Genomic DNA, 13880 nt, shown 5'->3' with positions numbered 1-13880 from the left:
GCAGATGCGCCGCGGACAGGCGGCGATCGGAATGCGGCAGCCGGCGATCGATCCGGCAAAATCATCAAAGTCAGGAGGCGGACGGAAGCGTTCGCATATCACCATGGCACGGCAAGAAGCCAACGAGCAGTTTCAGATCACCTCGTTTCTGGATGGCGCCAACGCGGCCTATATCGAGCAACTCTATGCGCGCTACGAAGAGGATCCGGCGTCGGTCGACGATCAATGGCGCGCCTTCTTCAAGGCGCTGGAAGACGATCCTGCCGATGTGAAAAAGGCGGCAAAGGGAGCTTCCTGGCGTAGACAGAACTGGCCTCTGGCAGCCGGCGGCGATCTGGTGTCGGCTCTCGACGGCGACTGGGGCATCGTCGAGAAGGTGATCGAGACGAAGGTGAAGGCCAAGGCCGCAGCCGAGGGCAAGCCTGCCGACAGCACCGACGTGCTGCAGGCGACGCGCGATTCCGTCCGCGCCATCATGATGATCCGCGCCTACCGCATGCGCGGCCACCTGCACGCCAAGCTTGACCCGCTCGGAATCGCCGCCACCGTCGATGATTATCGCGAACTGTCGCCGGAAAATTATGGCTTCACATCAGCCGATTACGACCGCAAGATCTTCATCGACAACGTGCTCGGCCTGGAATACGCGACAATCCGCGAAATGATCGAGATCCTCGAGCGCACCTACTGCTCGACACTCGGCGTCGAATTCATGCATATCTCCAACCCGGAAGAGAAGGCGTGGATCCAGGAGCGCATCGAAGGCCCGGACAAGGGCGTGGCCTTCACGCCTGAGGGCAAGAAGGCCATCCTTTCGAAACTCGTCGAAGCCGAAGGCTACGAGCAGTTCCTCGACGTCAAGTTCAAGGGCACCAAGCGCTTCGGCCTGGATGGCGGCGAATCGCTGATCCCGGCTCTGGAGCAGATCCTGAAGCGCGGTGGTCATCTCGGCCTGAAGGAAGCCGTGTTTGGCATGGCCCATCGCGGCCGCCTCAACGTGCTCTCGCAGGTCATGGGCAAGCCGCACCGCGCCATCTTCCACGAATTCAAGGGCGGTTCCTACGCACCCGATGAAGTCGAAGGCTCGGGCGACGTCAAGTACCATCTCGGTGCATCCTCCGACCGCGAATTCGACGGCAACAAGGTACACGTGTCGCTGACGGCGAACCCGTCGCATCTCGAAATCGTCGATCCTGTCGTGATGGGCAAGGCTCGCGCCAAGCAGGACATGAGCGCTACGGTGTGGGAAGGCGACATCATTCCGCTTTCCGAACGCGCCAAGGTTCTGCCGCTGCTGATCCATGGCGATGCGGCCTTCGCCGGCCAGGGCGTCATTGCCGAAATCCTCGGTCTTTCCGGTCTGCGCGGCCATCGTGTTGCCGGCACCATGCACGTCATCATCAACAACCAGATCGGCTTCACCACCAATCCGGCCTTCTCGCGCTCGTCGCCCTATCCGTCCGACGTCGCCAAGATGATCGAAGCACCGATCCTGCACGTCAACGGCGACGATCCGGAAGCGGTCGTCTACGCAGCCAAGATCGCGACCGAATTCCGCATGAAGTTCCACAAGCCTGTGGTACTCGACATGTTCTGCTATCGCCGCTACGGCCACAATGAAGGCGACGAGCCGTCCTTCACGCAGCCGAAGATGTACAAGGTGATCCGCGGCCACAAGACCGTGCTGCAACTCTATGCGGCCCGCCTCGTCGCCGAGGGCCTGGTCACCGAAGGCGAAGTCGAGAAAATGAAGGCCGACTGGCGCGCGCATCTCGAGCAGGAGTTCGACGCCGGCCAGCACTACAAGCCGAATAAGGCCGACTGGCTGGATGGCGAGTGGTCGGGCCTGCGCACGGCCGACAATGCCGACGAACAGCGCCGCGGCAAGACCGCGGTGCCGATGAAGACGCTGAAGGAGATCGGCCGCAAGCTCTCTGAAATCCCGGCAGGCTTCAATGCGCACCGCACGATCCAGCGTTTCATGGAAAACCGGGCCAACATGATCGCCACCGGCGAGGGCCTCGACTGGGCGATGGCTGAAGCGCTCGCCTTTGGCGCGCTCTGCCTGGAAGGCCACAAGATCCGTCTGTCCGGTCAGGATTGCGAACGCGGCACCTTCTCGCAGCGTCACTCGGTTCTCTACGATCAGGAGACCGAGGAACGCTACATTCCGCTCGCCAATCTTTCGCCGACGCAGGCCCGCTACGAAGTCATCAATTCGATGCTTTCGGAAGAGGCCGTGCTCGGCTTCGAATACGGCTACTCGCTCGCCCGCCCGAATGCGCTGACGCTCTGGGAAGCGCAGTTCGGCGATTTCGCCAACGGCGCGCAGGTGGTCTTCGACCAGTTCATCTCCTCGGGCGAACGCAAGTGGCTGCGCATGTCCGGCCTCGTGTGCCTGTTGCCGCACGGCTATGAAGGTCAGGGTCCGGAGCACTCCTCGGCTCGCCTGGAACGCTTCCTGCAGCTCTGCGCGGAAGACAACATGCAGGTCGCCAATGTCACGACGCCGGCGAACTATTTCCACATCCTGCGCCGGCAGCTGAAGCGCGACTTCCGCAAGCCGCTGATCCTGATGACGCCGAAGTCGCTGCTGCGCCACAAGCGAGCGGTCTCGACACTTGCCGAACTGGCCGGTGAATCCGCCTTCCACCGCCTGCTGTGGGATGATGCCGAGGTGATCAAGGACGGCCCGATCAAGCTGCAGAAGGACAACAAGATCCGCCGCGTCGTCATGTGCTCCGGCAAGGTCTATTACGATCTTCTCGAAGAGCGTGAAAAACGCGGCATCGACGACATCTATCTCCTGCGCGTCGAGCAGCTCTATCCGTTCCCGGCAAAGGCGCTGATCAACGAGCTGTCGCGCTTCCGCAATGCCGAGATGGTCTGGTGCCAGGAAGAGCCGAAGAACATGGGCGCATGGTCGTTCATCGACCCGTTCCTCGAATGGGTGCTCGCCCATATCGATGCGAAATACCAGCGCGTCCGCTATACCGGCCGTCCGGCCGCCGCCTCGCCGGCGACGGGCCTGATGTCGAAGCATCTGTCTCAGCTCGCCGCATTCCTCGAGGATGCATTGGGCGGCTAAATCAAGGGGGGCGCAATGGCTTACTTCTTTCTGAGACTGCTGCCGCCGCGCCCCACTTTTCCGCACGACGGGACGGGGGAAGAAATGGCGGCGATGAAACGCCACGTCGAATATTGGCATCGGCAGGCCCTTGCGGGATCGGCAATTGTCGTCGGTCCCGTGTTCGAGGGTCAAGGCGCCTTCGGCATGGCAGTCGTCGAAGTCGAGGATCAGGCGGCGGCACAAGCGCTTGCCGACGGCGATCCCATCATCGCTTCCGGTCTCGGTTTCCGTTTCGATATCCTGCCGATGCCCTCGATCATTTTGCGGCCGCCCGCCGTCTGAAACGCATAAACGAAAACACACGAAATCAGGATTTGAACAATGGCCACAGAAATCCGCGTTCCAACTCTCGGTGAATCCGTCAGCGAGGCAACCGTCGGCACCTGGTTCAAGAAGGTCGGCGACGCCATCAAGGCCGACGAGCCGATTCTGGAGCTTGAAACCGACAAGGTGACCATCGAAGTTCCCGCGCCCGTCTCCGGCACGCTTTCGGAAATCGTCGCTGCCGCCGGCGAGACCGTCGGCCTCGGTGCGTTGCTCGGCCAGATCTCCGCAGGTGCCGGCGCCGCCGCCGCGCCGGCTGCTGCCGCACCGGCCGCCGCTCCCGCCCAGCCAGCCCCGGCTGCCGCGGCCCAGCCAGCTGCTGCTGCCGCTGCATCGTCGTCGAGCGCTTCCGTCTCCACCATGCCGCCGGCACCGGCGGCTGCGAAGATGCTGGCCGAAAGCAATCTTTCCGCCGATCAGGTCGACGGCAGCGGCAAACGCGGCCAGGTGCTGAAGGGCGATGTCATCGCCGCCGTCGCCAAGGGCATTTCCGCTCCGGCGGCCGTACCGGCAGCGGCGCCGGTTGCAGCGCGTGGCCCGTCGACGGTCGAGGATGCCTCACGCGAAGAGCGCGTGAAGATGACGCGCCTGCGCCAGACGATCGCCAAGCGCCTCAAGGACGCGCAGAACACCGCCGCCATGCTGACCACCTATAACGAGGTGGACATGAAGGCAGTCATGGACCTGCGCAACAAGTACAAGGACATTTTCGAGAAGAAGCACGGCGTCAAGCTCGGCTTCATGGGCTTCTTCACCAAGGCGGTGACGCATGCCCTGAAGGAACTGCCGGCAGTCAATGCCGAGATCGACGGCACCGACATCATCTACAAGAACTACTGCCATGTCGGCATGGCCGTCGGCACCGACAAGGGCCTCGTCGTTCCTGTTATCCGCGACGCCGACCAGATGTCGATCGCCGAAATCGAGAAGGAACTCGGCCGCCTTGCCAAGGCGGCCCGTGACGGCTCGCTTGCTATGGCCGACATGCAGGGCGGCACCTTCACCATCACCAATGGCGGCGTCTACGGTTCTCTGATGTCTTCGCCGATCCTCAACGCGCCGCAGTCCGGCATTCTCGGCATGCACAAGATCCAGGAGCGGCCGGTTGCGATCGGCGGCCAGGTGGTCATCCGTCCGATGATGTATCTGGCGCTGTCCTACGATCACCGTATCGTCGACGGCAAGGAAGCGGTCACCTTCCTCGTGCGTGTCAAGGAGAGCCTCGAAGATCCGGAACGTCTGGTTCTCGATCTCTAAGGAGCATTTCGATGCGGAACCGGGTCATGCGAGCGGCGCGCCTTCTTCTTTGCGCTGCCGCCGCGCATGCGCCGGTCTCCGCATCGGCTGCCGGCTGGGATGTCGGCAAGGCCAGCAGCAACTTCGAGTTGGTGGCGTTTGATGATGCCGAACTCTCCAGCCGGTCGATCGACGTGGTCCATATGGGCGATGTCGAGCTGACGTCGGGGCGCATTGTCGCTGCCGATCCGCTTGCTCAGCCGGATCGTCCGGCGCTGGCAAGAACGGTTGCGCCGGGTGACTATCCGGTGACGCTCTACCGGGCCTTCGGTCGCATCGCGGCGGCCAGCATGCGGTTTGCCGAGGGCAAGCCCGATCATTGGGAGCTAGCCGTCCTTCCCGGGCAGGACCCGGCGATGCTGAAGGATGACGAGATCTTCGGCTATCCCGTCGATGCCGGCATCGGCTGCTACATGGATGCCGATACGCTGGCGCTGATCGATGAGCGTGAAGCGCAGGTCCAGGCGCAGAAGCCGGGCGTCGACATCAACTATTATGATGACGTGCTGGCTTCGGACCTGGATGCCAACAAGAACCACTATGCGCTGCACCGGCCGATTGCCGGCAAGAAGGGCAACGTCGCCGTGTTCTGGAGCGGCTGGGGCGACGGTGTCTATCCTGTCTTCTGGGGCCTCGACAAGGACGGTCGTCCATTGGTGCTTTTGACGGATTTTGGTGTGATCGAGAATGCCGATGGACGGCGAGAGGCGAAGGTGCAATGAGCGGGGCGATCGGGATCATGGCAGGGCGGAAAGGCGTGGCTGCAATTGCAGCTGCCGCGGTTTTCGCCATTCCGGTTGCCGCGTTCGCCGCCGACTGCAAACAGGAGCACGCCGTTTATGTCGACCGTGACGGCGCCTACGAACTGCGTTTTACACCGCTGAATTCTCCCTCGGCTGCCGCCAGCAACCAGTTCAAGGTCAATGCGCTCGAGACATCCGTCGTCATGGAAGGCTACGTGATGCCATCGGAAGATCCGGTGCGGGCGATCGGCATCCTGATGTTCAACTGCCCGGAGGGAGACGCGACCGGCGCCGACCTCGATGCATGCACCGTCTGGCAGGGCGCCGTCTACGGTATGAATGCCCAGGGCGAGATGGACAATCTGCAGCCGGAGGGCGCGGCGGCGGCCGAAAAGCTCGTGCTTCCCGGCCTTGGTCCCGCCATTCGTGAATCGAGCGCCTGGGGCGAGGGCAAGGCTTCGGTGGCGCCGTGGGACGTGCTGACTTTCAAGGAGTGTGCGACATGAGTGATGCACCTGTTGTTCTCGTGACCGGCGGCAGCCGGGGTATTGGCGCCGCGGTCTGCCGGCTCGCCGCGCGCCAGGGCTGGCGCGTCGCCGTGAATTACGCCTCCAGCCGACAGGCGGCGGAGGCTGTCGTTGCGGCGATCACCGAGGCCGGCGGCGAGGCCGTGGCGATCCAGGGCGATGTCGGCAAGGCTGCCGATATCGCCGCGATGTTTGCAGCGGTCGACCGTCATTTCGGCCGGCTCGACGGGCTGGTCAACAATGCCGGCATTGTCGATTATCCGCAGCGGGTCGATGAGATGTCGATGGAGCGGGTCGAAAGGATGCTGCGCGTCAATGTGACCGGCTCCATCCTGTGCGCGGGAGAGGCCGTTCGCCGGATGTCGAGCCGTCACGGCGGGCAGGGCGGCGCGATCGTCAACATCTCGTCGATGGCCGCGATCCTCGGCTCGGCGGCGCAGTATGTCGATTATGCCGCCTCGAAGGCCGCTATCGACACGTTTACGGTGGGGCTCGCGCGCGAGGTCGCAGCCGAGGGCATTCGTGCGAATGCCGTCAGGCCCGGTATCATCGAAACCGATCTGCATGCTTCGGGCGGACTGCCGGACCGGGCACGCGAAATGGCGCCCTCGGTCCCGATGCAGCGTCCGGGCACTGCCGAGGAGGTGGCGGACGCCGTCCTCTACCTTCTTTCTCCATCCGCCTCCTATGTCACGGGCTCGATCCTCAACGTGAGCGGCGGCCGCTAGAAAGACGGGTAAAGAACAGCATGCAGTATACGCTCGTGCATCACGATACGCCTGTCCTTATCCAGTTTTTCCTACGGCATCGGCATGGCGACGGCGCTGGTCGCCTTGTTTGCCGGCGTCTTTTATTTCTTCACGGTCAGGCGATCCGTGACCGCTTCATCGCCAGCGGCAAATGGTTCAACCGCATCACCGGAGCGGCACTCGTCGCCTTCGGCTTCCGCCTGGCGCTGTCGCGCGCAGTCGACTAAACGATAAATTCAAAGGGAAAAGCAATGTCTTATGATGTGATCATTATCGGAACCGGCCCGGGCGGCTATGTCTGCGCCGTCAAGGCAGCCCAGCTCGGCCTCAAGGTCGCCGTCGTCGAAAAGCGCGCGACTTATGGCGGCACCTGCCTGAACGTCGGCTGCATTCCGTCGAAGGCGCTGCTCCATGCTTCCGAAATGTTCCATCAGGCCGGCCACGGATTAAGCGCGCTTGGCATCGACGTGCCGGCGCCGACGCTCAACCACGGCAACATGATGGCGCACAAGGATGCGACGGTGAAGTCGAATGTCGACGGCGTCGCCTTCCTCTTCAAAAAGAACAAGATCGACGCTTTCCAGGGTACCGGCAAGATCGTGTCGGCCGGCAAGGTTTCCGTCACCGCCGAGGATGGAACGGCGCAGGAGATCGAGGGCAAGAACATCGTCATCGCCACCGGCTCCGACGTCGCCGGAATTCCCGGCGTGCAGGTCGAGATCGATGAAAAGACCATCATTTCCTCCACCGGCGGCATCGCACTGGAAAAGGTGCCGGAAACGTTGATCGTCGTCGGCGGCGGCGTCATCGGCCTCGAACTCGGCTCGGTCTGGTCGCGTCTCGGCGCCAAGGTCACCGTCGTCGAATATCTCGACACCATCCTCGGCGGCATGGACGGCGAGGTCTCCAAGCAGTTCCAGCGCATGCTTGCCAAGCAGGGCATCGATTTCAACCTCAGCGCCAAGGTCACCGGCGTCGAGAAGGGCGGCAAGGGAGCCGAGGTCACGTTCGAGCCGGTCAAGGGCGGTGACGCGGTGACGCTCGACGCCGAAGTCGTGCTGATCGCCACCGGCCGTAAGCCCTATACCGCAGGCCTCGGCCTGGAAGAGGCAGGTGTCGTGCTCGATAATCGCGGCCGCGTCGAGATCGACGGTCACTTCAGGACCAATGTCGCCGGCATCTATGCGATCGGCGACGTGGTGAAGGGTCCGATGCTGGCGCACAAGGCGGAAGACGAGGGTGTGGCGCTCGCCGAAATCCTCGCCGGTCAGCATGGCCACGTCAATTATGAGGTCATTCCGAGCGTCGTCTACACCCAGCCGGAAATCGCTTCGGTCGGGAAGACCGAGGAAGAGCTGAAGGCGGCGGGCATTGCCTACAAGGTCGGCAAGTTCCCGTTCACCGCAAACGGTCGCGCCCGCGCGATGCTGGCGACTGACGGCTTCGTCAAGATCCTCGCGGACAAGGAGACCGATCGCGTGCTCGGCGGCCATATCGTCGGCTTCGGCGCCGGCGAGATGATCCACGAGATCGCCGTGCTAATGGAATTCGGCGGCTCGTCGGAAGATCTCGGTCGGACCTGCCATGCACATCCGACGATGTCCGAAGCGGTCAAGGAGGCTGCACTCGCGACCTTCTTCAAGCCGATCCATATGTAATCTTACATCTTCGTAATGAAGCGCGCAGCCGCTTGCCGAGAGGCAAGCGGCTGTTTTAGTTGTCTCATATCGCAAAGTTCGAGCATCGGGGGAGATCAGGAATGCAGCAGCCGTCCATCCTGAGTTATAGTCTCAGCCAACGTTTCCTCCACTGGGCCGTGGCGCTGCTGATCTTCTTCAATCTGCTGTTTCCCGACGGGATGAATATGTGGCACCGGCTCGTTCGCAGGGGCGAGGTTCCGACGCCCGAGCAGATTGCCTCGGCGAATATTCACGCCTACGTCGGCATCGCCATTCTGCTGCTTGCCGTCCTCAGGCTCTGTCTGCGTTTTATGCAGGGTGTGCCGCCTGAGGTTTCGCAGGAGCCGGCGATCTTTCGTCTAGGGGCAAAACTCGTCCATGCGGGGCTTTATATCCTGCTCTTCGCGCTGCCGCTTTCCGGCATCGCCGCTTACTATTTCGGCATCAATCCCGCCGGCTTCGTGCACGCGGATGTCTTGAAGGTCATTCTTTGGGGGCTGATCGCCGCCCACGTCGCCGGCGCGCTCGTCCATCAGTTCTATTGGAAGAGCAATGTGCTGCGCCGCATGACGCTCGGCTGACCGAAAACGAGTTCAGTTCACGGCGGTAACGGTGAAGCCCTGCTTGCGCAGCAATTCGATGACGCCGCCCTCGCCGGGCAGATGCAGGGCGCCGACGGCCATGAAGACGTTGCCACCGTCGAGAATGGGTGCGGCGCGCTCTGCCATGACCTTGTTTCGATCGAGGATGACCCGCTGTTCGAAGGCAGCATAGTCGCTGCTATCTCCTTCGTTCTCCGGCGTCACTGTCTTCAGGATCGGCATGGTCATGCCGATATCGCCGGAGAGGTAGAGATCGGTCATCGTTTCGACGACATCATTCATTTTGGCTCCGAGTTCCAGCGTCTCGATCAGCGACTTCATATGGAATTCGACCGGCAGATCGGCCATAGCCTGGATCTGCTCGGCAAGGGTTTCCAGCCCCTTGACCTGCTTGCCTTCAGCAACGGCGTCGCTGGCAATTTTCTGGTCGAGAAACTGCACGCCTCTGGCCTTGCGTGCGAGTTCGCAGGCCGGAAGGGCGACGGCGCTGGCGATCATCCATGGCCGCATGCGGGAGACGGCGGTGAGGGGGATGCCGCGCTGCTTGAGGCCGGCTTCCAGGCGCTTGTAATCCTCGGCAGAGAGCAGCTTGTCGATCGTCGTGCCGTCGGTGAACATCGTCAGTTCCGGCCGCGCGAGCAGGGCGGCGGTTGCCTTGCGTTCATCGAGGATCTCGTCGGATTCGATGATGATCGTATTGGCTGCGTCGTGGGCGGCCTGGGCGCGCGGTGGCAGAGCAAGCACACGGGGATCGGTCACATGCATGCTGCCGAGCAGCCATGAGGGGGCAAGTCCAGGCTTTTCGATCTTCCAGAAGATGCCCTTGCCGTTCGGCGTTGCCTCGGCTTCCTTGACTGCCTCGGCATATCGGGCGGGGTCGCTCTGCTGCAAGTCGACCATCAGATTGCGGCCGGTGCAGGCAGCGTCTTCGGCCGCCGCCGGCCTTGCGGCCAGGAGGGCGACAAACAGGGCTGCTACAAGCAGCATGTGGAAGGCCGCAATCAGCCAGAGCAGCAGATTGCCGGGTGTTGCGAGGAAAAAAGCCCGGCGGCTGATCGAAGTCGTCATCATGGTATTCCCCACATGCCCAATCGCTTCTGCTCTACGCTCGGCTTACGCATAATCCTTTAAGAGAATGCGTTAACGAAAACTTAGCGCAGGCATCGAGCCGAATTCATGGGCGCTGAGCGTGTCGAATGTGGGGTGCCGTCGTCACAAGCGCTACGCATTTTGGACGACATCCATCAAGCGCGCGGATGGGCTCGATCATACGCCTCAAGCAGCCGCGATGCATCGACGCCGGTATAGACCTGTGTTGTCGAAAGGCTGGCATGGCCGAGCAGTTCCTGGATGGTGCGCAGATCGCCGCCGCCGGCAAGCAGATGGGTGGCGAAGGAGTGGCGGAGCGCATGCGGCGTCGCCGTCTCCGGCAGGCCGAAGGCGCCCCGTAGCTTCTGCATGGCCCGCTGGATGATCGCCGCCTGCAGCTTGCCGCCGCGGGCGCCGCGAAACAGCGGCCCACCGCTGTCGAGATCATATGGGCAGAGTGCGCGATATTTTTCGACCGCGTCGAAAACCACGGGCAGAAGCGGCACCAGCCGTGTCTTGTTGCCTTTGCCGGTGATGCGCAGCGTCGTCGCGCCCTTTTGCAGGTCGGCGGGAACGAGATTCAGTGCCTCGGAGATGCGTAGGCCGCAGCCGTAGAGCAGTGTCATGACAGCCGCATCGCGCGCGGCAATCCAGGGTTCGTCATGCAATTGGGCTTCATCGCTGACGATGGTGATCGCCTGCGTGTCCGACAGCGGTTTGGGCAGCGACTTCGGCTGCTTCGGCGAACGGATCGCGCCGGCGCCGGCGGCATTGACCAGGCCCTTCTTTTCGAGGTGACGCAACAGCGAGCGAAGGCCGGCGAGATTGCGGCCGAGCGAACGGGCGCCGGAGCCTTGCCTGCGCCGAGCGGCAAGGAAGGCGCGGAAATCGGCGGGGCGCAATTCCCTGATATCCGCGAGGGTCGCCGGGCCGGCGAGATGGCCGGTCAGGAAGGTCAGAAACTGGCGGGTGTCGCGCTCATAGGCATCGATCGTATGCTCGGAAAGACGGCGTTCACGAGCGAGGTTTTCGAGCCACGCAGCGCGTTCCGCCATCAGGCGCGGGTCGGCGATTACAAGCAGTTCATTCACGTTGCTGGCCTTGAATTTGCCTTCAAGTCCGCCAATTTGAAGCAGGAACGGTTATCGAATTGCTAATGCCGGCCAAGCCATTGTCATCCTTCGATCATATTGTACTGCGATAGCTTACAGCCCATAGACAGGATCTTTCATGGCACGGCGCGATTCCATGACGGCTTTCGGACAACTCGCGGAAGCGATCGCTCTCGTTTCACAGGGAAAGCCCGGTCACATCGTCGATACGCTGATTGCCGAACGCGGCCAGAGGATCGTGAAACATCCGCTCTGGCCGGTCATGCGACCGTTCCTCTACACGCTTCTGCGCTATAACAAGGCGATCGAATTCGCCAATGCGGTTGCCAAGATGCCGGGGTTCCAGTCGTTCGAATATTTGAGCGACGTGCTGAAGCTCGACATCGGCGTCGCCAACGGCGAACGCATTCCCGACAGCGGCGGCTTCATCCTCGTCAGCAATCACCCCACCGGCATTGCCGACGGGGTCGCCGTATTCGATCTGCTGAAAACGCGCCGGCCCGATATGATGTTCTTTGCCAATCGCGACGCGATCCGCGTCAACCCGCGTTTTGCCGAGATGGTCATCCCCGTCGAATGGCGAGAGGAGCACAAGAGCAAGCTTAAGGCGCGCGAGACGCTACAATTGACGAACCACGCTGTGCGGGAAGGCAAGGCCACCGTGCTCTTTCCGTCCGGCCGCATTGCCTATTGGGCGAACGGCCAGCTCAACGAGCGCCCATGGAAAACGTCGGCCGTCGGGCTGGCGCGCAAATACAATCTGCCGATCCTTCCCGTCCACATGACGGCGCGCAATTCCGGCCTGTTCTACTGGCTGGCGAAGTGGTCGACGGAGCTTCGCGACATGACGGTTTTCCACGAACTCTTGAACAAGCGCGGCGACCGTTTCGATTTCGTGATCGGCAATCTCATTCCCGCCGAACATCTCGATGGCGATGTCAACGAGGTGACGAAGGCGCTGGAGAAACATACTGTCCACGACATGTCCCGCGATGGGGACGCGACCTTCGTGCCGGTCGCCGGGCCGGCTGCGGCGATGCCGCGCGAGATGTCGGTTCTGGCCGTCTAGAACCGTGACGATCGATATTCGCATCTTCCGTGATCGTTTGCCGGAGGCGATGGCGGGGCTTGCGCACGACGCCCGGCAGGAAGGCCATCTCCATATCGGCCGGCTTATCGATGAGTGGGCAGCTGGCGACATCCGCTTCGCACGTTACGGCGAAAGGCTGCTCGGCGCGTTTGCCGGCGAAACACTCGTTGGCGTTGGTGGCATGACCATCGAACCCACCCTGCCGGAAGCGCTGCGGATGCGGCGTTTCTACGTCCGCCCCGCGATGCGCGGTCGCGGCGTCGGGCGGATGCTTGCGCTCGCCCTTCTGGATCATGCGCGGCGCTTCTGCCGTTGTGTCACCGTGGATGCGGGAAACGACGGTGCGGCGAAATTTTGGGAGTCGCTTGAGTTTCGTCCCAGTGAGCAGGATGCCTACACCCATGTTCTCGACCTGCGCGGTTGAGGCGAGACCGCACACCATCATGCGCCGATCTCCTTGAGGCGGACCTCCTGGCGGGCCAAAAGCCGCTCGACATCGGCAATGTCGAGCGCTGAAAGTCTAGGCCCCGGCTCGCGCACAGTGGCGGACTTGATGACGCCGCGCTTGGCAAGCACGTATTTGCGGCAGGCAAGACCGATGCCCTGCTGCTGTTCATAGCGGGCGAGCGGCAGGTAGGCATTGAAGATTTCGTAGGCGCGATCGGAATTGCCGGCGCTATGGGCTTCGACGACGCCGACCATCATTTCGGGATAGCAGAAGCCGGTCATGGCGCCGTCGGCGCCCCGGCCCATTTCTTCGGGCAGGAAAAGCCCTCCATTGCCGCAGAGAATGGAGATGCGCCGCATGCCGCGCGTGTCGCTGGCTGCGCGGAGTGCGGTGATTTTCGACAGGCCAGGCCAATCCTCGTGTTTGAGCATGACGCAATTCGGCACCTCCCTGACGATGCGCTCGATGACCGCGGATGCGATCGTCACATTGGTCGTGAGCGGATAGTCCTGCAGCACGAAAGGCGTATCACCCAGGGTTTCACCAACCGACTGGTAGAAGGCGAAGGCCTGATCGTCGGTCCTGATGGTCCACGGCGGCGCAACCATGACGCCGGCGGCACCTTCGCCCATGACGGCCTTGGCGAGTTCCCTCATCGGGGCAAGTCCGGGCGCCGACACGCCGACGACCACCGGCAGGCGCCCGTCGAGGCGCTTCAGTACACGCTCGACCACGATCCGCGATTCGTCCGCAGACAGCTTCGGGGCCTCGCCGAGCTGGCCGAGCACTGTCAGGCCGGTGACGCCGGCGCCTTCGTAGAAATCGACCATGCAGTCGACGCTTTCGAGATCGAGCGCGCCGTCGTCGGCAAAGGGAGTTACGGCGATAACGTAGACGCCTTTGGCATTCTCGGTCAGTCTGGCCATTCATGCTCTCCGATTCAGCTGTCGAACAAATCTACCGGAAATCTAGGCGGCCGATTGCTTGCCCCGCAACCTTTTCGTCAAGCCGCGGTCCGTCTTGGCGCGTCTTCGTTATCCACATTCTCCCCCGACGAGCCATCGCGTCTTTGCGGTTCCAATTCCAGCGAT

13 protein-coding genes and 1 pseudogene are annotated in these 13880 nt (G+C 62.4%); 11 read left to right on the top strand and 3 right to left on the bottom strand.

Annotated elements, in window-relative coordinates; genetic code table 11:
- Window positions 1–103 precede the first annotated feature (103 nt).
- From NMA58_RS19025 to NMA58_RS18985, 9 genes and pseudogenes are all read left to right on the top strand, one after another.
- Window positions 104–3088 (top strand): 2-oxoglutarate dehydrogenase E1 component, encoded by a 2985-nt coding sequence (locus NMA58_RS19025; protein ID WP_434713453.1) that lies wholly within the window; start codon window positions 104–106, stop codon window positions 3086–3088.
- A 15-nt stretch (window positions 3089–3103) separates the two neighbouring features.
- Complete coding sequence (locus NMA58_RS19020) at window positions 3104–3412, top strand: YciI family protein (RefSeq protein ID WP_085779703.1); 309 nt, start codon at window positions 3104–3106, stop codon at window positions 3410–3412.
- Between the two features lie 39 nt (window positions 3413–3451).
- The gene (gene odhB / locus NMA58_RS19015; protein WP_097598163.1) at window positions 3452–4711 is read left to right on the top strand and encodes a 2-oxoglutarate dehydrogenase complex dihydrolipoyllysine-residue succinyltransferase; all 1260 of its coding nucleotides are present in this window, start codon (window positions 3452–3454) and stop codon (window positions 4709–4711) included.
- An 11-nt stretch (window positions 4712–4722) separates the two neighbouring features.
- Window positions 4723–5472: a DUF4241 domain-containing protein gene (locus tag NMA58_RS19010; protein WP_097598162.1), complete on the top strand. Its 750-nt coding sequence runs from the start codon at window positions 4723–4725 to the stop codon at window positions 5470–5472.
- Window positions 5469–5999, top strand: coding sequence for a hypothetical protein (locus NMA58_RS19005; RefSeq protein WP_434711596.1), 531 nt, complete (start codon window positions 5469–5471; stop codon window positions 5997–5999). The genes NMA58_RS19010 and NMA58_RS19005 overlap by 4 nt, the downstream gene beginning before the upstream one ends.
- Window positions 5996–6748, top strand: a complete 753-nt coding sequence (locus NMA58_RS19000) for an SDR family oxidoreductase (protein ID WP_434711595.1) — start codon at window positions 5996–5998, stop codon at window positions 6746–6748. The genes NMA58_RS19005 and NMA58_RS19000 overlap by 4 nt, the downstream gene beginning before the upstream one ends.
- Window positions 6749–6765: 17 nt before the next feature.
- Window positions 6766–6996 (top strand): annotated as a pseudogene (locus NMA58_RS18995) (LysE family translocator); the annotation flags it as partial.
- A 24-nt stretch (window positions 6997–7020) separates the two neighbouring features.
- Entirely contained in the window at window positions 7021–8427 is a 1407-nt protein-coding gene (lpdA, locus tag NMA58_RS18990) for a dihydrolipoyl dehydrogenase (protein ID WP_434711594.1), read from the top strand.
- A 101-nt stretch (window positions 8428–8528) separates the two neighbouring features.
- Window positions 8529–9029: a cytochrome b gene (locus NMA58_RS18985; RefSeq protein ID WP_434711593.1), complete on the top strand. Its 501-nt coding sequence runs from the start codon at window positions 8529–8531 to the stop codon at window positions 9027–9029.
- 12 nt (window positions 9030–9041) lie between these two features.
- On the opposite strand, the gene NMA58_RS18980 is transcribed toward NMA58_RS18985, so the two are convergent.
- A complete protein-coding gene (locus NMA58_RS18980; protein WP_434713452.1) occupies window positions 9042–10118 on the bottom strand; it encodes a TraB/GumN family protein in 1077 nt (358 codons plus the stop codon).
- A gap of 176 nt (window positions 10119–10294) precedes the next feature.
- The gene (locus NMA58_RS18975; protein ID WP_434711592.1) at window positions 10295–11230 is read right to left on the bottom strand and encodes a tyrosine recombinase XerC; all 936 of its coding nucleotides are present in this window, start codon (window positions 11228–11230) and stop codon (window positions 10295–10297) included.
- 139 nt (window positions 11231–11369) lie between these two features.
- Between NMA58_RS18975 and NMA58_RS18970 the strand changes: the two genes are divergently transcribed.
- A complete protein-coding gene (locus NMA58_RS18970; protein WP_434711591.1) occupies window positions 11370–12320 on the top strand; it encodes a GNAT family N-acetyltransferase in 951 nt (316 codons plus the stop codon).
- Window positions 12321–12324: 4 nt separating this feature from the next.
- Entirely contained in the window at window positions 12325–12765 is a 441-nt protein-coding gene (locus NMA58_RS18965; protein WP_434711590.1) for a GNAT family N-acetyltransferase, read from the top strand.
- A 17-nt stretch (window positions 12766–12782) separates the two neighbouring features.
- On the opposite strand, the gene NMA58_RS18960 is transcribed toward NMA58_RS18965, so the two are convergent.
- Entirely contained in the window at window positions 12783–13715 is a 933-nt protein-coding gene (locus tag NMA58_RS18960; protein WP_434711589.1) for a dihydrodipicolinate synthase family protein, read from the bottom strand.
- Window positions 13716–13880: the final 165 nt, after the last annotated feature.

The sequence above is a fragment of the Rhizobium sp. YTUHZ045 genome (assembly GCF_051124255.1).
Taxonomy (GTDB): domain Bacteria; phylum Pseudomonadota; class Alphaproteobacteria; order Rhizobiales; family Rhizobiaceae; genus Rhizobium.
The sequence above is the reverse complement of the archived record's forward strand: the minus strand, read 5'-3'. Positions and strand labels throughout refer to the sequence as shown.